Genomic DNA, 22,750 nt, shown 5'->3' on the forward strand with positions numbered 1-22,750 from the left:
ACGATCCTAAACGCCATCGCAAGAACAGACCCAGCCTTCAAACCATAACTCCACGGTTGCTTGACCCGAGGATCCATACGGCAGGCACGGCGGTTGTGGTGTGGATCCTCGGGTCAAGCCCGAGGATGACGGAGGAGAGGTGGGCGGACGAAAGAGAGACCGCCGGGACGAGGGAAGGCCGGAGGGGCAGAAGAGGCCGCCACACGCTCCCCCGTCAGATCACCAGGATCGGCGCCTTGCCCTTCACGCGGTCGTAGAGGTCGATGATGTCCTGGTTGAGCAGGCGCACGCAGCCGGAGGAGACGGCGCGGCCGATCGATCGCCATTCCGGCGAGCCGTGCAGGCGGTAGAGCGTGTCCTTGCCGTTCTGGAAGATGTAGAGCGCGCGCGCGCCGAGCGGGTTGTTGAGGCCGCCGGGCATGCCGCCGTTGGCCGCGGAATACTTGACGAGCTCCGGCTGGCGGCGCACCATCTCGTCCGGCGGCGTCCATTTCGGCCAGGCCTGCTTCCACTGGATGACGCCGCGCCCGGACCAGGCGAAGCCGTCGCGGCCGATGCCGACGCCGTAGCGCATGGCGCGGCCGTTCGGCAGGATGAGGTAGAGGAAGCGGTTGCCCGTGTCGACGATGATCGTGCCCGGCCTCTCGGCGAAGGGGCTCTCGACCTCCTGCCGGTAGAAGCGCGGATCGATCTCCTGGTAGGGCACGGCCGGCACCTGGTAGCCGCCGTCGTAGAGCGGGCCGTAGATCGCGGCGTAGCGCGAGGATTCCGGCAGCAGGCCCGAAGGCGGCGTCTGGCCGTAGAGGCCTATCGGGCCTCGGCCGCCCAGATATTCCGGCCGCCCTTCCAGCGCGGGATTGCGGAAATAGGGCCGGGTCTCGTAGCGGAAACGGTCCGTGCTCATGGAGGAGGTGCAGCCGGCAAGGCCGGTCGCCATGGCGAGCCCGGAGAACTGGAGGAAGCGGCGGCGGGAAAGCGCGGTGTCTGTCATGGGGTCAGGTCGATGTCCGTTTGACGGAAAGGCAGGATGCATGAGGAGGCTGAATCACTCCCTAACGAAAGGCAATTAGGTCCGCAACCCTGCCCTAATTGTGGCAATTGCGGCGGTCAGCCGGCCTGCGCGCCGCAATTTCCCGCCGGCTGTCGCCCGCGCGTCACTCTACCAAAGTGGCGCTTTACGCGGTATCCGGGATGGATATGAATGCCGGAAAACGGAGAACGCGACGGGATGGACGCGAGCATCTTGAAGGACGCGGGCTTTGCCCCCGTGGATGAGGCAAGCTGGCGGACGCTGGCGCTGAAGGCGCTGAAGGGCGCGGATTTCGAGGAAACGCTCGTCTCGCACAGCGACGACGGCCTGGAGATCCGGCCGATCCATACCCGCCGGAAGGATCCCCTTCCCCTCGCCCACGGCCACGCCTCCACGCCGCATGCCGGCGACGCCTGGACCGTCAACCAGCGCCGCGACGACGCCGACCCCGCCCGCGCCCGCGCGCAGATGGCCGACGACCTCGAAAACGGCGCGACCGGCATCGCGCTCGTCTTCTCGGGCAGCGCCGCCGCCCACGGTGCGGGCCTTGCGGCCGGCGCCGAGACCGCCTTCCGCAAGACGGCCGCCGCGCGCGCCGCGGCCCCCTTCTCGCTGCGCCTCGAAGCGGATTTTGCCGACCGGGCGCTTGCGGTCACGCTCGCCCGCGCGCTCGACGAAGCGGGCGCGCGCAAGGCGCCGGTGCATTTCGGCCTCGATCCCTTCACCGCCGCGCTCGCCGGCGCGCGCATCGAAGCCGACGCCCTCGCCCCGCTCGCCGGGACGTTGGCGGGCTTCAACCTCTCCGGCTCCGTGCTCAATGCCGACGGCCGGCTGGCGCACAATGCCGGCGCGGGCGAGGCGCTGGAGCTCGCCGTCGTCGCGGCGGCGCTCTCGGAGAACCTGCGGCTGCTCGATGCGGCGGGCATCGCGCCGGAAGACGCCTTCGCCATGACCTCGCTGTCGCTTTGCGCCGACCAGGACCAGTTCCTCACCACCGCGAAATTCCGCGCCGCGCGGCTGATCCACGCGAAGATGCAGGCCGCCTGCGGCATCTCCCGCCCGAGGCCGGCGCACATCCACGCCGAGACGAGCTGGCGCATGCTGACCCGGCGCGATCCGGAAACGAACATCCTGCGCAACACCATCGCCGTCTTTGCCGCCGGCACGGCGGGGGCGGACGAGATCACCGTGCTGCCGCACACGCTCGCCCTCGGCGTGCCGGACCCGTTCGCCCGCCGCATCGCGCGCAACACGCAGGTCGTGCTGATCACCGAGAGCAACCTCGCCCATGTCGCCGACCCGGCCGCCGGCGCCGGCGGCATCGAGGCGCTGACGGATGCGCTGGCGCAGAAGGCCTGGGAGATTTTCGCGGGCATCGAGAAGAAGGGCGGGCTGTCGGCCGCCATCGCCTCGGGCGCGGTGCAGGCCATGGTCGAGGCGGCGCGCGCGGCGCGGCGGGCGAAGCCGATCGTCGGCACGACGCTGTTCGCGCTGAAGGAGGAGCGGCCGGTGACGGTGCTGGCGCCGCTGGCGGACGCGAAGGCGAGCGGCGGGCTGCGGCCGGCGCTGCTTGCCGATTGCGTGGAGGCGGCGTGATGGGGACGGTGGCCGGACGCCGTGCGGATGCATGGGTCCTCGGGCCGAGCCCGAGGATGACGGAGCGTGCGGGAACATTCGGCGGCAAAAGGAAGCGTTGCAGAACGTTGCCGCCCCCTCCGGAGCAATATGGCACACCTTATCGATCGTCATCCTCGGGCCCGGCCCGAGGATCCACGCACCCGCACCGCCCTGTCGCGCTGCCCACCGCAGGAGCCGCCGCATGAGCCGCATCCCCGACTTCTCCGCCCTCCCCTGGTCGCGGGACGCCGCGCCCGCCGCGGCGACGGGCGAGGCCGCCTGGCTGACGCCGGAGGGCATTCCGGTGCGCGGGGCCTACGGCGAGGCGGACCTTGCCGGCCTTGCCTTCCTCGACACCTGGCCGGGCGCCGCGCCCTATATCCGCGGCCCCTACCCGACCATGTACGTCCAGCAGCCCTGGACGATCCGGCAATATGCCGGCTTCTCGACGGCGGAGGAATCGAACGCCTTCTACCGCCGCAACCTCGCGGCCGGACAGAAGGGCCTTTCCGTCGCCTTCGACCTTGCCACCCACCGCGGCTACGACAGCGACCATCCGCGCGTTGCCGGCGACGTCGGCATGGCGGGCGTCGCCATCGATTCCATCCTCGACATGCGCCAGCTCTTCGACGGCATCCCGCTCGACGAGATGAGCGTGTCGATGACCATGAACGGCGCGGTGCTGCCGATCATGGCGCTCTTCATCGTGGCGGCGGAGGAACAGGGCGTCTCGGAGGACAAACTGTCCGGGACCATCCAGAACGACATCCTCAAGGAGTTCATGGTCCGCAACACCTACATCTACCCGCCGCAGCCCTCGATGCGGATCATCTCCGACATCTTCAGCTATACCAGCCGGAGGATGCCGAAGTTCAACTCCATCTCGATCTCCGGCTACCACATGCAGGAGGCCGGCGCGACGGCGGACCTGGAGCTCGCCTACACGATCGCCGACGGCATCGAATATGCCCGGGCCGGGGTGGCCGCCGGGCTCGACATCGACACCTTCGCCCCGCGCCTTTCCTTCTTCTGGGCGATCGGCATGAACTTCTTCATGGAGGTCGCCAAGATGCGCGCCGCGCGCCTCATCTGGGCCGCGCTGATGAAGAAGAACTTCTCCCCGAAGGACGCCCGGTCGCTCGCCTTGCGCACCCATTGCCAGACCTCCGGCTGGTCGCTGACGGCGCAGGACCCGATGAACAACGTCATGCGCACCATGGTGGAGGCGATGGCGGCGACGCAGGGCCATACGCAGTCGCTGCACACCAATTCCTTCGACGAGGCGCTGGCGCTGCCGACCGACCATTCCGCCCGCATCGCCCGCAACACGCAGATCCTCCTGCAGAAGGAAAGCGGCACGACGCGCATCATCGACCCCTGGGGCGGCTCGGCCTATGTCGAGCGGCTGACGCACGACCTCGCCGCCCGCGCGCTCTCCCATATCGAGGAGGTGGAGGCGCTCGGCGGCATGGCGAAGGCCATCGAGAAGGGCATCCCCAAGCTAAGGATCGAGGAGGCCGCCGCCCGAACGCAGGCGCGCATCGATAGCGGCCAGCAGACCGTCGTCGGCGTCAACTTCTCGAGGCCGGAGCGCGACATCGAGGTGGACGTGCTGAAGGTCGACAATTCCGAGGTGCGCGCCCGCCAGCTCGCAAAGCTCCAGCAGTTGAAGGGCACGCGCGACACGGCGGCGGCCGAAAGCGCGCTCGACAGGCTGACGGAGGCGGCAAGGAGCGGCGAAGGCAACCTGCTCGAATTCGCGGTGAAGGCGGCGCGGGCGCGGGCGACGGTGGGCGAGATCGCCACCGCGCTGGAAAAGGCCTTCGGCCGGCATGTCGCGGAGATCCGCACGATCTCCGGCGTCTACCGCAAGGAGATGGGCGCGAACGACCGCGCCTTCAACACCGCCGTCGGCAAGGTCGCCGCCTTCGAGAGGCTCAGGCGCGAGAAGCCCTCGATCCTCGTCGCCAAGATGGGGCAGGACGGGCACGACCGCGGCCAGAAGGTCATCGCCACCGCCTTCGCCGACCTCGGCTTCAACGTCATCGTCGGGGCCATGTTCCAGACGCCCGAGGAGGTGGCGGAACTCGCCATCCGCGAGGGCGCGCACATCGTCGGCGCCTCCTCGCTCGCTGCCGGGCACCTGACGCTGGTGCCGGAGCTGAAGGCGGCGCTCGTCCGGCGCGGGGCGCGCGACATGCTGATCGCCGTCGGCGGCGTCATCCCGCCGCAGGATTTTCCCGCGCTGGAAGAGGCCGGGGCCGATGCGATCTTCCCGCCGGGAACCGTCATCGCCGATGCCGCCTCGGCGCTGATCGACCGGCTGATGGCGTAAGCCGCTCGACCTTCCCGGCGTGCGCGGCACGGTCGATCACGTCGCTGAACCCGAACCTCGGCGCTGGGGCTGTTAGCAGGCGGGACGGCTTGACCATCGGTCCCGGCCGCGGGATTGTCGGCCCGATGACATCCCGCCGGTTCCCCTATGCAAGCATCGCCGTGATCGCGCTTTCAGCGATCGCCCTTGCGGTTTCGGGCATGATTTCCCGGCGCTACTGCGCGTTCGGATTCGGCGGCTTTCAGTGCAACAGCCCGTTCACCGGGCATGGCGGCACGCTCCTCGCCGCGGTGGCCGTGTCCGTCGCGGCCCTTGCTGCCGCGGGGGCGGTCTTCCTCTGGAGGTTCGTCCGCTGGCTGCGCGCCGCGCGGATCAGGTGACCTCCTTCGCCTCCACCATCGCCATCAGCGTCTCCAGCCGGTCGGCGTCGGCCGGCAGCTTGTCCTGCCGGAGGCGGGCGATGCGGGGAAAGCGCATGGCGACGCCCGACTTGTGGCGGGTGGAGCGGTTGATGCCCTCGAAGGCGACCTCCAGCACGAAGCCGTAGCCGGGCTCGGCGCGCACGGCCCGCACCGGGCCGAAGCGCTCGGTCGTGTTGTTGCGCACGTAGCGGTCGAGCACTTCGAGCTCGGCGTCCGTGAAGCCGAAGTATGCCTTTCCGACCGGCACCAGCACGTCGCCGTCCGGCCCTTCCGTCCAGACGCCGAAGGTGAAGTCGGAATAGTAGCTCGACCGCTTGCCGTGGCCGCGCTGGGCGTACATCAGCACGGCGTCGATATTGTAAGGATCGCGCTTCCACTTGAACCACGGCCCCTTCATGCGGCCGGCCTGGTAGGGGCTGTCGAGCCGCTTGATCATCACGCCCTCGATCACCGGGTCGGGCGGCTCGCGGCGGATTTCCTCCAGCTCCTGCCAGGAGCCGAAAGGCACGAGCGGCGAGAGGTCGAAGCGGTCGTGCGGCGCCCTGTCGATGAGGTCGGCAAGGCGGGCGCGGCGTTCCAGGAACGGCGCGGGGCGGACGTCGACCTCGCCATGGAAGAGCACGTCGTAGGCGCGCACGAAGGCGGGGTATTCGTCGAGCATCCTTGCCGTCACGGTCTTGCGGTTGAGGCGCTGCTGGAGGTCGGAGAAGGTGCGCGTCGGGCTGTTCATGCGCGCCGTGCCGCCGACGAGCAGCTCGCCGTCGACCACACCCTCGAAACCGATGGCGTCGAGCACGTCCGGGAAGGCGGCGGAGATGTCGTCGCCGGAGCGGGAATAGAGCCGACGCGTCGTGCCGGACGAGGAGAGCTGCACGCGGATGCCGTCCCATTTCCACTCGGCGGCGAAATCGGCGGGGTCGAGATCGTCGAGGTCCCCCTCGCCCACCGGATTGGCGAGCATGACCGAGTGGAAGATCGCCGGCGTCGCCAGAACCGGGCGCTCCGCGCGGCCCTCCAGCCAGGCGAAGAGCGGCTCGTAGGGCGGGGCGAGCCCGTGCCACAGGGTCTCGATCTCGGTGACGTCCCGGCCGGAGAAATCGGCGAGCGCCTGCTTGGCGAGGCGGGCGGAGACGCCGATGCGCAGGCCCCCGGTCGCGAGCTTCAGGAAGGCGAAGCGGGCGGAGGGATCGAGCCGGTCGAGGAGGTCGCGCACGGCGCCGCGCACCTCGGTGCGGCCGAGCGCGTTCATGCGGGAAACGACCGCGCCGAGCCGCGGCTGCCCCTCGTCCGGCACGCGCTCCTTGCGCTCCTGGTCCCAGACGAGCGCGATGGTCTCGGCGAGGTCGCCGACATAGTCGTAGGAATAGCGGAACAGCACCTCGTCCATGCGCTCCAGCACCAATTCGCGCAGCAGCGCCGGCTTGACGCTCTTCAGGTCCAGCGTGCCGGCGATGGCGGCAAGGCCGTAGCCGCGGTCGGGATCGGGCGTGTCGCGGAAATAGTCGGCGAGCAGCTTCAGCTTGCCGTTGCGCGAAGGAGTGAGGACGAGCCGGTCGAGGAGGGTCGCGAAAGCTCTCATGGGCGGAGCCGGCCTTTCGCGAGGCCGCGGCGCAGATGGGATACCCCCCTCTGCCCTGCCGGGCCGGTGTCGATGCGGGTGCCGGACCACCCTCCTCTGTCATCTGCGACGACATCTCCCCCGCAAGGGGGGAGAAGGGAGAGTGCCGCTGCCGGCGGAATGGGGACGTCCCGCCGCATCAATCCCCCTCGTCCTCGTAGCCGACGAGATGCAGCGGGCGGGCCGGCAGGCCGGCGAGCTCGCACCAGCGCACCAGCGCCTCCTCGCGGCCGTGCGTCACCCACACTTCGCGCGGGGCGAGCTCGCGGATGGTCTCGGTCAGCTCGGGCCAGTCGCAATGGTCGGAGATGACGAGCGGCAGCTCGACGCCGCCCTGCTTGGCCCGCTGGCGCACCATCATCCAGCCGGAGGCGAAGGCGACGAGGGGTTCGTTGAAGCGCCGCGCCCAGCGGTCGGCGAAGGCGGATGGCGGACCGACGATGACGGCGCCGCGGAAATCGGCCGGGCTCATCTTCTCCGTCGTGGCGGGGCGCAGGTCGCCGAGGTCGATGCCGCGGCCGACATAGTAGTCGCAGAGCCTTGCCAGCGAGCCGTGGATATAGACCGGCGCATCGTAGCCGCAATCGCGCAGCAGGCGGATGACGCGCTGCGCCTTGCCGAGCGAATAGGCGCCGAGAAGGTGGCTGCGCTCGGGGAACTGCTTCAGCGAGGTGAGCAGCTTGCCCATCTCGGCCTTCGGCTCCGGGTGGTGGAAGACCGGCAGGCCGAAGGTCGCCTCGGTGATGAAGACGTCGCAGGGGACCGGCTCGTAGGGCGCGCAGGTCGGGTCGGCGCCGCGCTTGTAGTCGCCGGAAGCGACGATGGTGAGGCCCGCCTTCTCAACGGCGATCTGGGCCGAGCCGAGCACATGGCCGGCCGGATGGAAGGAGACGGCGACGCCGCCGAGGTCGATGCGCTCGCCGAAGGCGGCCGCCTGCATGGTGCCGCAGAACCCCTCGCCATAGCGGATGCCCATGATGTCCAGCGTCTCGCGCGTCGCCAGCACCGCCCCGTGGCCGGCGCGGGCATGGTCGGAATGGCCGTGGGTGACCAGCGCCCTCGCCACGGGGCGGACCGGATCGATGTAGAAATCGCCTGCGGGGCAGTAGAGGCCGGCGGGCGCCGGATGGAGGAGCTGGTCGGGCTTCATGGCGGGAAAGATAGCGGCTTTCGCGCGCTCTGCCAGGGGGGAGCCGTTCGCGGCGTGCCGCGCCGTTCAGGCGATCGCCAGCATGCCGGCGCGCAAGGCGGCGATGTCGACGGCGGAGAGCTGGGCGTCGACCTTCTCGTGCGTCTCCCGCCAGATGGGGAAGGCCCGGGTCAGCAGGCGGCGTCCCTCCTGCGTCAGCCGCAGCAGGCGGCCGCGCCGGTCGCGCGGGTCGGGCTCGATGCGCACGAGGCCGCGGCGCTCGAGCGGCTTCAACGCCGCCGTCAGCGTCGTGCGGTCCATGGCGAGCACGGCGGCGACCGGCCCCATGGGCGGCGGCTCGGGGCGGTTCAGCGCCATCAGCAGCGAGAACTGGCCGTTGGTGAGCCCGACCGGGCGAAGCGCATCGTCGAAACGGCGCGCGAGCGCCCGCGCCGCGCGCTGCGCATGCAGGCACAGGCAATGGTCGCGCACGAACAGCGTCGCCTCGTAGGGAATCAGCGCATCGTCGGTCATGCCCATCACTGTTGATATCAACGTAACAATGTCAAGAGCCTTGCGCCCGGGCACATCGTCACAGGTCGGGAATGCACAGGATCGCCTGGAGGGCGCGGGCGTCGATCGGACGGCTGAGGTAATAGCCCTGGATCTCGTCGCAGCCGGCCTCGCGCAGGAAATCGACCTGCTCGCGGGTTTCCACGCCTTCCGCGATGACGCGCAGCTGCAGCGTGTGGGCAAGCGAGATGACGGCGCGGGCGATGGCCGCGTCGTCGGCATCGTCCGGCAGGTCCTGCACGAAAGACCGGTCGATCTTGAGCCGGCCGACCGGAAAGCGCTTCAGCGAGGCGAGGCTGGAATAGCCCGTGCCGAAATCGTCGATGGCGAGGTGCACGCCGAGCCGTTCCAGCCGGTGCATGGTCTCCACCGCCTGCTGCACGTCCTGCATGATCATGCTCTCCGTCAGCTCCAGCTCGAGGTAGCGCGCTTCCAGGCCGCTTTCCGCAAGGGCCGCGGCGACGCGCTCCACCCAGTCCTTTTCCTGGAACTGGCGCGCGGAGACGTTGACGCTGACCACGACGGGCGGCAGGCCGGACTCCTGCCAGGCCTTGTTCTGCCGGCAGGCGGCGCGCAGGGTCCAGTCGCCGATGGGGCCGATCAGGCCGGTTTCCTCGGCAAGCGGGATGAAATCGCCGGGGCCTACGAGGCCGCGCTCGGGATGGCGCCAGCGGATCAGCGCCTCGACGGCGAAGATGCGCCCGGTCGCAAGGTCCAGCTGCGGCTGGTACTGCAGGAAGAGCTCGCCCTGCGCGAGCGCGCGGCGCAACTCCTCCTGCCGCTCCAGCTTCTCATGGGCGCGGTTGGCGAGCTCGGCGGTGAAGACCTGCATGGCGTCGCGGCCGATCTCCTTGGCGCGGTACATGGCGGCGTCGGCGCGGGCGAGCAGCTCGGTGGCGTTGCGGCCGTGCTCGGGATAGGCGGCGACGCCCATGGAGCAGGTGACCTGGAAGGAGCGGCCCTCGATCTCCACCGGCTCGGCGACGGCCTCGCGCACGGCGCGCAGCCGGTCCTCCACCGCCTCGCCCGAGCGCATCGCGTCGCCGACGATGACGACGAACTCGTCGCCGCCGAGGCGCACGATGCTGTCGCCCTCGCGCAGGCAGCGCAGCATGCGGGCGGCGACGATCTTCAGGAGCGCGTCGCCGGCGTGGTGGCCGAGGCTGTCGTTGACCAGCTTGAAGTTGTCGAGGTCGATGAAGGCGAGCGTCACGGTGCCGCCGCCCTCGTCCGCCGCCTCGATGGCGGAGGCGACGCGCTCGTCGAGCATGCTGCGGTTCGGCAGGCCCGTCAGCGTGTCGTGGTGCGCCATGAACTGGATGCTGTCTTCCGCCTCCTTGCGCTCGATGGCGATGCCGGCGATGTGCGTCGCCATGCCGACGAGCTTGATGCATTCGGCCGAAGGCTCGCCGGGGGTGCGGGAATAGAGCGCGAAGGAGCCGAGCACCTTGCCCTGGTAGGAGCGGATCGGTGAGGACCAGCAGGCGCGGAAGCCGTAGGGCGCGATCAGCGCCCTGGCATCCTCCCAGAGCGGGTCGGTCTCGATATCCGACACGATGACCGGCTCGCCGCGCCACATCGCCGTGCCGCAGGAGCCGACCTTGGGGCCGATGACGAGACCGTCGATCAGCCTGCAATAGTCCGGGTCGAGATTGGGCGCGGCGCCGTGGAGGATCGTCCTGCCGTCGGCCGCAAGCATCAGCACCGAGCCGGTGACGTCCGGCACATGCGCCTCGATGAGCAGGATGAGGGAGGAGAAGACCTCGACCAGCGGCGCGCCGAGCGCGATCATCTTCAACAGATGCGCCTGGCCGAGGTGCAGGCTCTCGGCGCGCTTGCGCTCCGTGATGTCGCGGGCGATGCCGACGATGCCGATCACCTCGCCCGCGCCGTCGCGCACCGGCAGCTTGGACGTCAGCAGCCATTTGAGGTTGCCCCGGGAATCGCGGATCAGCTCTTCCATGTCGAGCATGGCCCGGCCGGTGCGGATGATCTCCTGCTCGGTCTCGAAGAAGCCGCGCGCGACGTGCTCGGGGTGGATGTCGAAGTCGGAAAAGCCTTCGAGACTGTCGAGCCCCTCGCGCCGGTTGTCGTTGACGATGGCGCGGTTGGCGACGACGAAGCGGCTGTTCCTGTCCTTGAAGTAGAGGTAGTCCGGCACCTCGTCGATCATGGCTTCGAGCCAGATCGTGCGGTCGTTCTGGGCCGCGGCCAGCGGGAAGAGCCGGGCCGCCTCGTCGATGAGGCGCCGGCTGGCGGAGATCAGGCGCGCCGTCGCATCGGCGTCGTCGTTGCCAAGGTGGGACAGTTTCGTCGACATGGATCCCTGCACATCCCAAACGCAAGGAAGGACACGACCGGCCGCCTCCTCTTCCCGGAACAGCCGAACGTACACCTGAAGTCGTTATCCAACCCTAAAGGAAACCGGAGAAATGCCGCCGATCCGGCACATGCCGCGATCGGGCGACAACCCCAGCGGGCAATGCCCGGATTGTTCCGTTCCGGCACAGGAGCGGCTGGCACGTTTCCTGCTCCCCGAGCGGCAAGGAGCTTTGCATGGTTACCAGACGGTTGTTTCTTTCGGGCCTCGGCCTCGGCGCGGCAGGCATCGCCACCGGCGCGGCCGGTAAGGCGCCGCGCCTGCCGGTGGTCGACGTCGACCTCAGGGGCAGCATCGACGCGGCGGCGCACGGCATCCGCCCCGGCGCGGACGACCGCAAGAGCAAGGCCTTCGCCAAGCTGCTGAAGGACGCGGCCGCCAGGAACATGCCCGTCTTCCTGCCGCCCGGCGACTATGCGATCTCCAACGTCACGCTGCCGGACAACACGCGGCTCACCGGCGTGCCGGGCGCGACCCGCATCGTCTACGGTGGCGGCGGCCATCTCTTCGCCGCCGACGACGCGAGCCGGATCGAGCTTGCCAATCTCGTCATCGACGGCGCGAACCGCTGGCTGGACGATACGGTGCAGGGCCTCGTGCACCTCAGCGGCGTCGCGAACGTCACCATCGAGAACTGCGAGATCCAGGGCTCGTCGAAGACGGCCGTCAGCCTGGAGCGCTCGGGCGGGCGCATCGAGCGCAACCGGCTTTCGGGCGCGGCCGAATACGCGCTCCACGCGGTCGAGAGCCACGACCTCTCCGTCACCGGCAACCACGTCTTCGACTGCGGCAACGGCGGCATCCTCATCCACCGTTGGCAGAGCGGCCGCGACGGCACGATCGTCTCCGGCAACCGCATCGCCCGCATCTTTGCCACCCGCGGGGGCACCGGCCAGTACGGCAACGGCATCAACGTCTTCCGCGCGGACGGCGTGATGATCTCGGCCAACCACGTCTCGGGCTGCGCCTTCTCGGCCATCCGCGCCAATGCCGGCTCGAACGTGCAGATCGCCGGCAACACCTGCCTCGACAGCGGCGAGACGGCGATCTATTCCGAGTTCGGCTTCACCGGCGCGATCGTCAACGGCAACCTGATCGACGGGGCGGCCAACGGCATCCTCATCGTCAACTTCAACGAGGGCGGGCGGCTCGCCACCGTCACCGGCAACGTGGTGCGCAACCTCCGGCTCGACGGCCCCTACGTGCACGAGGGGGCGGGCTTCGGCTTCGGCATCGCGGCGGAGGCCGACACGGTCGTCTCCGGCAACACGGTGGAGAACGCGCCGAAATGGGGCCTCATGCTCGGCTGGGGGCCCTATATGCGCGGCCTCGTCGTCAGCGGCAACCTGGTGCGCAAAAGCCCGGTCGGCTGCGCCGTGACCGTGGTGGAGAACGCGGGCTCGGCCCTCATCTCCGGCAACGTCTTCGAGGAAACCCCGGACGCCGCCATCGCCGGCTACCGCTGGAACGAGCGCACGACGGGCGACCTTGCGAACGAGGACGCGGCCTACGCGCACCTGACGATCGAACGGAACCGGACGGGCTGAGCCCGTCCCCGGCATGCGCCTCCCCTTCCTGCCCGAACGGAGAGGCGCCATGGTGGATGAGGGGGCACCTTCCGCATCGCCCCCTCATCCGCTTTTCTTGCGGGCAAACTTGTGCAAGCCTCCCGCCACGCCTATTCTAGCTAGACAGTCTAGCCAGGAGCCTCCCATGGAATGGCAGTTGCAGGATGCGAAGAACCAGTTCTCGAAGGTCGTGCAAAAGGCGCGCACGGAAGGCCCGCAGGTCGTGACGCTGCGCGGCGAACGGACGGCCGTGGTCCTTTCGATCGAGGACTACGACGCGCTGAAGGCGGACAGGCCGAGCTTCGTCGACGATCTCCTCGCCGGCCCCGCCTGGGATGACGCACTGGCCGAGGCGATCGGCGAAAGGCCGGCCTGGCGGCACCGGGACGGCGCGCTCTGATGTACCTGCTCGACACGAACGTGCTTTCCGAAGCCCGCCGCGGCACGCCCGCCGCGCTCGACTGGATGCGGTCGGCGGACCCGAACCGTCTCTATCTCAGCGTCGTCACGCTCGGCGAGATCATGCGCGGCATCGCCTTGAAGGAGCGGTCCGATCCGCAGGCGGCCGCGCACCTTGCCGCATGGCTCACGCGCCTCCGGCAGGACCACGCGGCGCGCATCCTGCCGATCACCGACCGGATCGCCGTCGAATGGGGCCGCCTTTCCGCGCAGCGCCCCCGCGGCGGGGCGGACGGGCTGATCGCCGCCACCGCCATCGTGCACGACCTGATCGTGGTGACGCGGAACATCGCCGACTTCGCCGATACCGGCGCCGCCTGCCTCGATCCGTGGGATATTCCGGGCGCCTGAGCCCGGAACATCCTGCGCTCCGACGGCCTCAGCCGCCGTGGCCGTGCTTGGCGCCGGGCTTTGCCGCCTCGACGTCGAAGTCCACGTCGACGGTGCCGGCCTTCTCGAAGGTCAGCGTCGCCTTGAACGTTTCGCCCTCCTTGAAGGGACGCTTGATCTTCATGAACATGACGTGCAGTCCGCCGGACTTCAGCTCGACGGTGGCGCCGGCCGGGATATCGATGCCGTCCGGCAGCTGGCGCATCTTCATCACGTCGTTCTCGACGGCCATCTCGTGCAGCTGCACGTCGTCGGAAACGTCCGGCGCGGCGACGGAGACGAGGCGGTCGGGCTCGGCGCCCTTGTTGGTGATGGTCATAAAGCCGCCGCCGACCGGCTGGCCGGGCAGCGTCGCCCTGGAGGCCGGATGACGGATCTCGAGGCTGCCGAGCGTGAAATCGTGGGCGAAGGCGGCCGGGGCAGAGAGCGCCAGCGCGAGGAGGGTTGCGAGGATGCGTTGCATGGAAATGTCCTTTCGGCTTTCGGATCGGGAGAAGCGGCGCCGCAGCGGCGGCGCCGGCGATGACGGGATTGCGCCTGCGGCGACGCCTTGCGCGGCCGCCCCGGCGAGGGAATGCGCGGCGGCACACCGGCGCGCGGGCAGGAGGTCAGACGGAGAGGACGGGGGGCGCGCGGGGCGGGGCGCCGGGGCGCTCGCGTCTTGAAGGCCGCGCCTCGCCGACGTAAGGCAGCGCCGCCACGCGGCTGAAGGCGAGCGCGACGCCGACAAGATCGGACGGCTCAGGCACCAGCATGGCGTTGCCGATGCGGCAGGCCTCGCATTTCAGCGGCCCCGCATGCTTGACCCTGCCGTCGACCCTGTCGCCGATGCAAAGGTCCGGCATGGTGCCGTCCGGCAGCACATGGGCGGCGAATTCGAGAATGCCCGGCTGCGCGGCCGAGGCCGGGCGGTGCGCGAAGCCGACGGACAAGAGGGCGAGCGCGCAGAGAATGCGCAGGCATGCGGCCCAGCGTGTCATGCGTCGTGTCATCGTCGTCCCCGTCCGCAGCCGCGGATACATCGCCCTTAGTCCCATGCCGGCGCGAGGTCAATGCGGCAAAGCCGGCCCGCCATCACGACAATTCATGGATCGATCAGGCGCATGCCCTACCGCCGGACCGAGCCGCCGCCTATGATGGGGGCGAGGCTCGTGCGGCTCGGCTTGCCTTCTAGCCGCAAGAATGCCCCGGCTGTTTGTTCCCGCGCAAGCCGCAAGAAGCCTGCCATGCCAGGAGGACCCATGCTCACCATCTACGGCGTCTACCGCTCCCGCGCCTCGCGCACATACTGGCTCGCCGGCGAGCTCGGCCTGCCGTTCGTCCCGGTCCCGGTCATCCAGGCGCGCCGCCTCGACGACCCGCTGGCGGCGGACGCCCCGCTCAACACGCAGTCGCCGGATTTCCTCGCGGTGAACCCGACGGGCCTCATCCCCTGCATCGACGACGGCGGCTTCGTGATGACGGAATCGCTGGCGATCAACCTCTACCTCGCCCGCAAGCACGGCGGCCCCCTCGCCGGCCGGACGCTGACGGAGGAGGCGGAGATGCTGCAATGGACGATGTGGGCGGCGACGGAGGTGGAGCCGCACGCCGTGAAGATCATCCTGGCGCGCGACGAGAAGGCTGCCGGAAGCGAACAGGGACGCCTTGCCATCCGCGCCGCCGCCAGGGCGCTCAAGAAATGCTTCCGGCGGCTCGACCGGCATCTTGCGGCGACCGGCCACGTCGTCGCCGACCGCTTCACCGTCGCCGACCTCAACCTCGCGGAGGTCTTCCGCTACGCGACGGGCCAGCCGCAGCTCTTCGACGACGCGCCGAACGTCAAGGCCTGGCTCCAAGCCTGCCAGGCGCGGCCGGCGTTCAAGGCGATGATGGAGAAGCGTCTTTCAGAGCCGGAATGACCGCGCCGGCAAAGCCGTCCTCCTCCGCGGCGATCGCCGCCCGCAGCCAGCCCTTGAAGAGCGAGACCTTGCGCGGCTCCGGCGCGCCGGGCGCCGTCACGAAATAATAGCCCATGCCGGTTTCCACCCGGATGGGGAACGGCGCGACGAGCCGCCCCTCCTTCAAGGCCCAGGAGGCGAGGATCGGCCAGGCGAGCAGCACCCCCTGCCCCGCCAGCGCCGCATCCAGGCACAGCGAGGCGTCGGAAAAGACGTGGCGCGCCTTCGGCGCCGGCACGTCGAGGCCCGCCGCCTTCAGCCAGCGCTCCCAGGTGAAGGCGTCGTTGCCGTCGACGACCGCCGGCTGGTCGGCAAGGTCCGCGGGCGTCGCGATCCTCTTCGCGAGCGCCGGCGCGCAGACCGGGAACATGACCTGCGGCATGAGGAACTCCGCCTTGACATCCGGCCAGCCGCCCGGACCGACGCGGATGCAGAGGTCCACGTCCGAACGCGCGAGGTCCACCAGCGTCGTCGTCGCCTCGATGCGCAAGCTGATGTCCGGGTGGGCGGCGCTGAAGCGGTCGATGCGGTGGATGAGCCAGCGGGAGGCGAAGATCGGCGCGACGGAGATCGTCAGGATCGCATCGTCGCGGCGCCGGGCGGTGGCGACCGTCTCGGAGAGCTGGCGGAAGGCAGCGGAAAGGCGGGCGAGGAAGGGCGCGCCGAAGGCCGTCTGCGTGAGGCCGCGGGGCGTGCGCTCGAAGATCGCCCGGCCGAGCTGCTCCTCCGCCTTGATGACCTGCTGGCTGACCGCGCCCGCCGTGACGCCGAGCTCGTCGGCCGCCGCCTGGAGCGAGCCGAGCCGCCCCACCGCCTCCAGCGCGCGAAGGCCGTTGAGATGCACGCGGTTGAGGTTCCTCATATAGGTTTTCTATACCCTCGTCCTGAACTACTCGATTGCGGGTTTCGCCCCACGGCGCGATTATCAGGCATCGCCCATGGTAACGAACCGCAAGGAGAAGGCAATGTTCAAGATTTTCTCCAGGATGGCGGAGACGCTCGGGACCGGGGCCGACGCTGCGGAGACGCCCGTCTGGATACGCGATCCGCTGTCCCACCCCGATATAGAGGCGATGGATTCCCGCGCGCTCGGCGACCTGCCCTTCGGGCTCTTCCGCACGCGCGACCTGACGGACGACGTCCGCCCGCACCGCCGCCCGGCCTGATCCGATCCTCCCTTAAAGTCCTGCGCTCCCCGGTGTAGGCTGGCGGGGGAGGCCTGCCGATGACGGACGACGAGAACGGCCCGCTCCTGGCGCGGCTCCAGCGCCTCTCGCAGCATCTTCCGGGTGTCGGGACGGGCACGTCGCGCGGGGGCGGTCAGCCGCCCGACTGGTCCATGTGCATGACCTCCCAGACATGGCCGTTGACGTCCTGGAAGGAGCAGCCGTACATGGGGCCGAACTCGATGTTCGGCTTCCATTCGCGCCCGCCGGCGGCGAGCGCCCTGGCCTTGAAGTCGTCGACCTCCTGGCGGCTCGTCGCGGAGAGGCAGGTCAGCACCTGCGTCGCCTTTTCCGGATCGCCCACCTCGCCCGTGACGAACGCGGCGAACTTCGCCTCCGTCAGGTGCATGACGAAGATGTTCTCCTCCACGACCATGCAGGCGGCGGTGTCGTCGCTGAACGCTTCGTTGAAGGTGAATCCCAGCGCATCGAAGAAGCGGCGGGTGGCCGGCAGGTCCTTGACGGGCAGGTTGACGAAGATCATGCGCATGGAAATCCTCCTGGTCTCTCGTTGGCGGCGCGGGGCCTTGCGCCCCGCCGTGCCCCAAGGACGCAGGACGCCGCCCCTTCCCGACAAAGGACGAGGATTTTTCTCACGCGCCTCCGCTCAGGCGGCGAGCGCTTCCGTCACGCGAATGTCGCCGACATGGATGCCGTTCCAGTTGGACATCGCGCGGTTGGCCTGCGCCATCAGCGCGGCGTGGATGTCCGGCTCGTCGGCGAAGAAGCGGGCGAGCGCGGCGGCGACCATGCTTTCGGCGGCGCGGGTCGTGCCGTCCTCGCATTTGAGGGCGATGGCGATGCCCTTTTCCGGGATGGCGGCGCAGAAGACGCCTTCCGCGCCGGTCTTGGCGAAGATGCGGCCGGGGGCGGTCTGCATGAGGCGCGTGCAGGCGCGCCTGGTGCCGGCGACGTAGAATGGCTCGGCCATGCAGGCCTCGACGAGGCGGCGCGAGGCCGCGGCGCGCCCGGGGGCGAGGCCCGTGCCGGTCGCCATCTTCGCAAAGCCGTGGGCGAGGCTTCTCAGCGGCACGGCATAGGTCGGGATCGAGCAGCCGTCGACGCCGCAATTGTCGACCGCCAGCGCGGCGCCGGTCAGGTCTTCCATGATGCCGCGGATCTCCGCCTGGACGGGGTGCTCGTAGCGCACGTAGCCCTTGAGGTCCTTGCCGGTGTGGCAGGCGGCGCAGACGAAGCCGGCATGCTTGCCCGAGCAGTTGTTGTGCAGGGCGCCCGGGCGGTCGAGCAGGCGCGCCTGGCTGATCAGCACCGGCTGCTCGAAGGACCAGTGGGCGCCGCATTCGAGCACGCTCTCGTCGACGCCGGCGGCGGCGAGCATGGTGCCGGCAAGGCGCACATGGGCCGGCTCGCCGCTGTGGGAGGAACAGGCGAGCGCCAGTTCCCGGTCGCCGAAGGCATGGGCATCCGCCGCGCCGCTTTCGACGAGCGGCAGGGCCTGCATGGCCTTGCAGGCCGAGCGCGGGAAGACGACCGCCTCGGCATCCCCTTGCGAAAACACCACCTTGCCATCGCCGTCGACCGCGACCACCATGCCGCGGTGGCGGCTTTCGACGAGATTGCCGCGCGTGACTTCGACAAGGACCGGGTTTGCCATGATCATGCCCTCAAATTTCCGATTTCCGCTGCGGTATTATCGGAAAACATGATCCGGCACACCCGATTTCGGAGAGTACCCCGCATGAAATTGCTGAGGAACGTCCTGGCCGTCTTTCTCGTGATCTACCTCATGCCGGCGCTCGCCTCGGCGGGCTACTGGTACGTCAAGGACCGGCCGCAGAGCTGGCGGGAGGCGACCTGGACCTCCGCCGGCATCCTGCCGAAGGCCGAGGACACGCCGCAGGCGACGATCCACATCTTCTCCGCCGCCACCGGCGGCATGAAGGGCGCGGTGGCGAGCCATGCCTGGATCGTCACCAAGGCGGCGAACGCCAAGGGCTACAACCGCTACGACAAGGTCGGCTGGGGCACGCCGGTGCGCAGGAACGGCTATGCGCCGGACGCCTACTGGTATTCCAACACGCCGCGCGTCGTCGTCAGCGTCAGCGGCGAGGAAGCGGCGCGGCTGATCCCGAAGATCGAGAAGGCGATCGACGCCTATCCCTATTCCAGGCCCGGCGGCTACCGCATCTGGCCGGGCCCGAACTCCAACACCTTCGTCGCCCATGTGCTGCGCTCCGTGCCGGAGCTCGGCGTCGTGCTGCCGCCGGATGCGGTCGGGCGCGACTACCTGCCGGAAGGAAAGCTCTTCGCGGTCGATCCGGACGGCAAGGACGTGCATGCCACGCTCTACGGCCTCCTCGGCGTTTCCGCCGGGGTCCGCAGCGGGCTGGAGCTGCACGTCATGGGCCTCGTCGCCGGCGTCGACCTCGCACGGCCGGCGATCAAGATACCGGCGATCGGGCGGATCGGGATCTAGGGCGTGCGGACCCTCGACGCTGGACATCCCGGTGTCATCAACCGATTGTAGGCCGCAATGCGGCTGAAGCAGGAACGGAGCACACCATGAGCGACGAGAGAAAACGGCACGCGGCGGCCTGTCATTGCGGCACGGTCCGGTTCCGCGTGCGGCTGACGGACGCGTTCAACACGATCCGCCGCTGCTCGTGCTCCTACTGCCGCATGCGTGGCGCGATTGCCGTCTCCGCCCAGCTCGCGGATATCGAATTCGAGCAGGGCGAGGACAATCTGACGCTCTATCAATTCAACACGGGTACAGCGAAGCACTACTTCTGCAAGACCTGCGGCATCTACACGCATCATCAGCGCCGCTCCGATCCAAGCCAGTTCGGCATCAACGTCGCCTGCATCGAAGGTGTCAGCCCCTTCGACTTTACGTCGGTGACGGTCATGGACGGCGTCTCCCATCCCGCCGATTCCGGAGCCGGCCCGCGGGTCGCCGGGATTCTCCGGTTCGAGCCGGCGGTCTGACGCCGGATCGAACGGCGTCAGATATATTCCACCTCGAAGGCCGCGATCCGTGCCGGGTCGGCGATGGATTCGATCTCGACGATCCGCCCGCCCTCCAGCTCCATGCGCACGACGATCCTGAGCGCGCCGCCGAGGATGACGGCAAGGCCGAGGTCTCCGTCGATGAGGGCGAGCCTGGCGGCGGTCGCCTTGCCCTTGAAGTCGGCGGCCACGGCCTGCGCGCCGTGGATCTCGGCAAGCGCGCCGAGCCGTACCGCATCGGCATCCGCGTGGAAGACGACCTCGGGGTCGAGCACGGCGAGCAGGCCGGAAAAATCGCCGTCGCGCGAGGCGGCGAGGAATGCGGCGACGACGCCCTTGCGGCGCTCGTAACCGGCCGACGGCGCCTGCCGCAGGCCCTGCACGCGGCGGCGGGCGCGGCTTGCGAGCTGGCGGGCGGCGGCGGGCGAGCGGTCGACGATGCGGCCGATCTCCTCGAAGGGCACGCCGAACATGTCGTGAAGGACGAAGGCGAGGCGTTCGGCCGGCGCGAGGCGCTCCAGCACCACGAGGAGCGCGAGGCCGACCGAATCGGCCAGCGCCGCCTGCTCGTCCGCCGGCACGCCCGGGTCCGCAGGCCGCACCTCGCCCTCGTCGCCCTCGATGGGCTCCTCGCGCCGCCTGGTGCGGGCGCGCAGCATGTCGAGGCAGATGCGGCCGACGACGGTGGTGAGCCAGCCGGCGGGGTTGTCGATGCCGCCCTCGCCCGCCCGCTCCAGCCGCAGCCAGGCCTCCTGCACCGCGTCCTCGGCCTCCGCGTGCGAGCCCAGCATGCGCAAGGCGACGGCGCGCAGGCGCCCGCGCTCGGCCTCGAAACGCTCGGCCCAGAATTTTCTTTCGTCCATCGGTCACACTCCTTCGTCCAGCGGCGTCATGGCCATGACGAACGAAGCCGCACCGGTGTGACAGGGTTCGCAGCCGTCGAAACCGAAATCAATGCAAGGAGCCAGAAAATGCAATCCCGTATGACCAGTATCGTCACCCTCCTGCCCGATGTCATGGCCGCGATGAACGCGCTGCAGGGCGCCGCGCAGAAGACGGACCTGCCGGAGAAGACCGCCCACCTCGTGCACCTTCGCGCAAGCCAGATCAACGGCTGCGGCTTCTGCGTCGACCTTCATCCGCGCATGATGAAGAAGGCCGGCGAGACCGACCGGCGCATCCTCTCCGTCGCCGCCTGGCGCGAGGCGCCGTTCTACACGGATGCCGAACGCGCCGCGCTGGCGCTCACCGAGGCGCTGACGCGCATCGCCGACCGCGAGGAGCCGGTCCCGGACGCGGTCTGGAACGAGGCCGCCCGCCATTACGACGAGAAGGCGCTCGCCGCCCTCGTCGTCGAGATCGCGGCGATCAACGTGTGGAACCGCCTCAACGTCGCCACGCGCCAGGTCGCGGGCGAGTGGACCCCGTAAGGCAGCGGGGCGAGCGCCTTCGCGAACGTTTCCAGTGAAAAGTCGCGGCTTGAACTGCGGTTCGGGCCGTGCAACGTCTGTCCCACCCTCATTTCGCATGCCAAGGCCCGATCCCATGTCCGAAAGCGTCACCACTGCGAAGGAGGCCGCGCCGCGGCTCTCCAGCCTGTTTTCCCGCGCCTACCTGTTCGGGACGCTGATGCTCGGCGGCGGCATCATGCTGCATGCGGTGGAAACCTACATCACCGCGACGCTGATGCCCTCGATCGTGCGCGACATCGGCGGCCTGCCGCTCTTCGCCTGGGCGACGACGATCTATGTCGCGGCCTCCGTGCTCGGCTCCACCTTCGTCGCCGTGCGGCCGCAGGGCGTGACGCTCAACCGCTGCTACGTCTTCGGCGCGGTGCTCTTCGGCATCGGCAGCCTCGTGTGCGCCGTCGCGCCGAGCATGGAGACGGTACTCGCCGGCCGCGCCGTCCAGGGGCTCGGCGCGGGCTTCCTCGTCGCGCTCGGCTATGCCTTCATCCGCTTTGTCTATCCAGAGCCGCTGTGGAGCACGGCCTCGACGCTCTATGCCGCCGCCTGGGGCATCGCGACCTTCCTCGGCCCGACGATCGGCGGTGTCTTCGCAGCCGGCAGCGCCTGGCGCGAGGCCTTCGCGCTGCTCATCCCGCTCTCGGCCCTCATGGCCGTTTCCGCGCCCAAACTGCTGCCGTCGGGCGAAGGCGAACGGGTGACGACGAAGACGCCGTTCGTCCAGATCCTGCTGCTGGTGGCGGCCGTCGTGCTGCTCTCCCTCGCAAGCTCGGTGAATGCGCCGGCCCTGCGCGGCGCCCTGGCCGGGGCCGCCGTCGCAGGCGTCGCCGCCGCCGTCGCGATCGAGCGGCGCACCGCCGCGCGCCTGCTGCCGGCCGGCACGATCCGCCTCTCCTCCCCGCTCGCCCGCGTCTACCTCATCATGCTGATGCTGCTGGTGACGGTCTGCTCGGACGTCTACATCCCCTATTTCCTGCAGGTGCTGCACGCGGTGACGCCCCTCGTCTCCGGCTATCTCGTGGCGCTGCTGGCGCTCGGCTGGACGGCGGCCGCCTTCGCGACGGCCGGCCTCAAGGGGCGGCGCGCCAACCGGGTCATCGTCGCCGGCGCGGCCCTCGAAGCGCTGGCGACGGCCCTGCTCGTCCTCACGCTCGCCCGGCACAATCCCGCAGGCAGCCTGCCGCTGCTGGCGCTCGCCACCCTCTTCATCTTCCTGATGGGCTTCGGCATCGGCATGGGCTGGGCCCACCTCGTCACCCATGTCCTGCACCTTGCGCCCGCCGGCGAGACCGACAAGGCCTCGGCGGCGATTACCACCATGCAGGCGCTCGGCGCGGCCTTCGGGGCGGCGCTCGCCGGCATCATCGTCAACACGACCGGCCTTGTCGAACCCGGCGGCACCGAGGGCGCGCTGATGGCGGCGCGCTGGCTCTACGCCCTGCTGGCGCTTCCCGCGGCGCTGGCGATCCTGCTTGCCGTCACCCTTCCGCACGGAAGGACGGACCCGGCGGGTTGAGGATTTGTTAACGGCGTCCGGCAGTCCCGATTGCGGCACTGCCTCCTTCTGCCACAAAGGGCACCTATCGTCCGGCGCGACATCCGACGATTCAGCCTTGAGGAGGAAAGA

Annotated in this window: 23 protein-coding genes; 12 read left to right on the top strand and 11 right to left on the bottom strand. The window is 69.5% G+C overall.

What is annotated here, in order from left to right:
* Positions 1-214 precede the first annotated feature (214 nt).
* Complete coding sequence (locus ACIIOY_RS24320; protein WP_411037263.1) at positions 215-991, bottom strand: L,D-transpeptidase; 777 nt, start codon at positions 989-991, stop codon at positions 215-217.
* A 237-nt stretch (positions 992-1,228) separates the two neighbouring features.
* On the opposite strand from ACIIOY_RS24320, the gene ACIIOY_RS24325 reads away from it, so the two are divergent.
* The 3 genes from ACIIOY_RS24325 to ACIIOY_RS24335 all read left to right on the top strand — a co-directional run bounded on the left by ACIIOY_RS24325 (position 1,229) and on the right by ACIIOY_RS24335 (position 5,362).
* Positions 1,229-2,626 (top strand): methylmalonyl-CoA mutase family protein, encoded by a 1,398-nt coding sequence (locus ACIIOY_RS24325; RefSeq protein ID WP_411037264.1) that lies wholly within the window; start codon positions 1,229-1,231, stop codon positions 2,624-2,626.
* Between the two features lie 223 nt (positions 2,627-2,849).
* Positions 2,850-4,982 (top strand): methylmalonyl-CoA mutase, encoded by a 2,133-nt coding sequence (scpA, locus tag ACIIOY_RS24330; RefSeq protein WP_411037265.1) that lies wholly within the window; start codon positions 2,850-2,852, stop codon positions 4,980-4,982.
* Positions 4,983-5,071: 89 nt separating this feature from the next.
* Complete coding sequence (locus ACIIOY_RS24335) at positions 5,072-5,362, top strand: hypothetical protein (RefSeq protein ID WP_411037266.1); 291 nt, start codon at positions 5,072-5,074, stop codon at positions 5,360-5,362.
* Here the strand turns inward: ACIIOY_RS24335 and ACIIOY_RS24340 are convergent.
* From ACIIOY_RS24340 to ACIIOY_RS24355, 4 genes are all read right to left on the bottom strand, one after another.
* Complete coding sequence (locus tag ACIIOY_RS24340) at positions 5,355-6,983, bottom strand: cisplatin damage response ATP-dependent DNA ligase (protein ID WP_411037267.1); 1,629 nt, start codon at positions 6,981-6,983, stop codon at positions 5,355-5,357. The two genes, ACIIOY_RS24335 and ACIIOY_RS24340, sit on opposite strands and share 8 nt — an antisense overlap.
* A gap of 178 nt (positions 6,984-7,161) precedes the next feature.
* Complete coding sequence (locus ACIIOY_RS24345; protein WP_411037268.1) at positions 7,162-8,172, bottom strand: ligase-associated DNA damage response exonuclease; 1,011 nt, start codon at positions 8,170-8,172, stop codon at positions 7,162-7,164.
* A gap of 66 nt (positions 8,173-8,238) precedes the next feature.
* Positions 8,239-8,685, bottom strand: coding sequence for a MarR family winged helix-turn-helix transcriptional regulator (locus ACIIOY_RS24350; RefSeq protein ID WP_411037269.1), 447 nt, complete (start codon positions 8,683-8,685; stop codon positions 8,239-8,241).
* A gap of 58 nt (positions 8,686-8,743) precedes the next feature.
* Positions 8,744-11,044: an EAL domain-containing protein gene (locus ACIIOY_RS24355; protein ID WP_411037270.1), complete on the bottom strand. Its 2,301-nt coding sequence runs from the start codon at positions 11,042-11,044 to the stop codon at positions 8,744-8,746.
* A 236-nt stretch (positions 11,045-11,280) separates the two neighbouring features.
* Between ACIIOY_RS24355 and ACIIOY_RS24360 the strand changes: the two genes are divergently transcribed.
* The 3 genes from ACIIOY_RS24360 (at position 11,281) to ACIIOY_RS24370 (ending at position 13,482) form a co-directional block, all read left to right on the top strand.
* Positions 11,281-12,651 carry a TIGR03808 family TAT-translocated repetitive protein gene (locus ACIIOY_RS24360; RefSeq protein WP_411037271.1) on the top strand — a complete coding sequence of 457 codons (1,371 nt, stop codon included), beginning with the start codon at positions 11,281-11,283 and terminating at the stop codon, positions 12,649-12,651.
* A 166-nt stretch (positions 12,652-12,817) separates the two neighbouring features.
* Complete coding sequence (locus tag ACIIOY_RS24365) at positions 12,818-13,072, top strand: type II toxin-antitoxin system Phd/YefM family antitoxin (protein WP_411037272.1); 255 nt, start codon at positions 12,818-12,820, stop codon at positions 13,070-13,072.
* Entirely contained in the window at positions 13,072-13,482 is a 411-nt protein-coding gene (locus tag ACIIOY_RS24370) for a type II toxin-antitoxin system VapC family toxin (protein WP_411037273.1), read from the top strand. Before ACIIOY_RS24365 ends, ACIIOY_RS24370 begins: the two co-directional genes overlap by 1 nt.
* Positions 13,483-13,510: 28 nt before the next feature.
* Here the strand turns inward: ACIIOY_RS24370 and ACIIOY_RS24375 are convergent, their stop codons facing one another.
* Complete coding sequence (locus tag ACIIOY_RS24375) at positions 13,511-13,984, bottom strand: copper chaperone PCu(A)C (RefSeq protein WP_411037274.1); 474 nt, start codon at positions 13,982-13,984, stop codon at positions 13,511-13,513.
* Between the two features lie 145 nt (positions 13,985-14,129).
* Positions 14,130-14,513, bottom strand: a complete 384-nt coding sequence (locus ACIIOY_RS24380) for a hypothetical protein (protein ID WP_411037275.1) — start codon at positions 14,511-14,513, stop codon at positions 14,130-14,132.
* A 249-nt stretch (positions 14,514-14,762) separates the two neighbouring features.
* Here ACIIOY_RS24380 and ACIIOY_RS24385 point away from each other — a divergent pair, with 249 nt between their 5' ends.
* Positions 14,763-15,422, top strand: coding sequence for a glutathione S-transferase family protein (locus tag ACIIOY_RS24385; protein WP_411037276.1), 660 nt, complete (start codon positions 14,763-14,765; stop codon positions 15,420-15,422).
* On the opposite strand, the gene ACIIOY_RS24390 is transcribed toward ACIIOY_RS24385, so the two are convergent.
* On the bottom strand, positions 15,382-16,323 hold the full coding sequence (locus ACIIOY_RS24390) for a LysR substrate-binding domain-containing protein (protein WP_411037277.1): 942 nt from the start codon (positions 16,321-16,323) through the stop codon (positions 15,382-15,384). The genes ACIIOY_RS24385 and ACIIOY_RS24390 overlap by 41 nt on opposite strands.
* Positions 16,324-16,426: 103 nt before the next feature.
* On the opposite strand from ACIIOY_RS24390, the gene ACIIOY_RS24395 reads away from it, so the two are divergent.
* Positions 16,427-16,627: a hypothetical protein gene (locus ACIIOY_RS24395; RefSeq protein WP_411037278.1), complete on the top strand. Its 201-nt coding sequence runs from the start codon at positions 16,427-16,429 to the stop codon at positions 16,625-16,627.
* Positions 16,628-16,781: 154 nt separating this feature from the next.
* On the opposite strand, the gene ACIIOY_RS24400 is transcribed toward ACIIOY_RS24395, so the two are convergent.
* Together ACIIOY_RS24400 and ACIIOY_RS24405 are read right to left on the bottom strand one after the other, a co-directional pair.
* Positions 16,782-17,177, bottom strand: coding sequence for a VOC family protein (locus ACIIOY_RS24400; RefSeq protein ID WP_411037279.1), 396 nt, complete (start codon positions 17,175-17,177; stop codon positions 16,782-16,784).
* Positions 17,178-17,294: 117 nt separating this feature from the next.
* Positions 17,295-18,302, bottom strand: a complete 1,008-nt coding sequence (locus ACIIOY_RS24405) for an asparaginase (protein ID WP_411037306.1) — start codon at positions 18,300-18,302, stop codon at positions 17,295-17,297.
* A gap of 84 nt (positions 18,303-18,386) precedes the next feature.
* Between ACIIOY_RS24405 and ACIIOY_RS24410 the strand changes: the two genes are divergently transcribed.
* Together ACIIOY_RS24410 and ACIIOY_RS24415 are read left to right on the top strand one after the other, a co-directional pair.
* Complete coding sequence (locus ACIIOY_RS24410) at positions 18,387-19,124, top strand: DUF3750 domain-containing protein (RefSeq protein ID WP_411037280.1); 738 nt, start codon at positions 18,387-18,389, stop codon at positions 19,122-19,124.
* 86 nt (positions 19,125-19,210) lie between these two features.
* Positions 19,211-19,636, top strand: a complete 426-nt coding sequence (locus tag ACIIOY_RS24415) for a GFA family protein (protein WP_411037281.1) — start codon at positions 19,211-19,213, stop codon at positions 19,634-19,636.
* Between the two features lie 17 nt (positions 19,637-19,653).
* Here the strand turns inward: ACIIOY_RS24415 and ACIIOY_RS24420 are convergent, their stop codons facing one another.
* Entirely contained in the window at positions 19,654-20,520 is an 867-nt protein-coding gene (locus ACIIOY_RS24420) for a sigma-70 family RNA polymerase sigma factor (protein WP_411037282.1), read from the bottom strand.
* 108 nt (positions 20,521-20,628) lie between these two features.
* Here ACIIOY_RS24420 and ACIIOY_RS24425 point away from each other — a divergent pair, with 108 nt between their 5' ends.
* Positions 20,629-21,087 carry a carboxymuconolactone decarboxylase family protein gene (locus ACIIOY_RS24425; protein ID WP_411037283.1) on the top strand — a complete coding sequence of 153 codons (459 nt, stop codon included), beginning with the start codon at positions 20,629-20,631 and terminating at the stop codon, positions 21,085-21,087.
* A gap of 115 nt (positions 21,088-21,202) precedes the next feature.
* A complete protein-coding gene (locus ACIIOY_RS24430; RefSeq protein WP_411037284.1) occupies positions 21,203-22,639 on the top strand; it encodes an MFS transporter in 1,437 nt (478 codons plus the stop codon).
* Positions 22,640-22,750 lie beyond the last annotated feature (111 nt).

Source organism: Shinella agrisoli, assembly GCF_046557955.1.
Classification (GTDB): domain Bacteria; phylum Pseudomonadota; class Alphaproteobacteria; order Rhizobiales; family Rhizobiaceae; genus Shinella.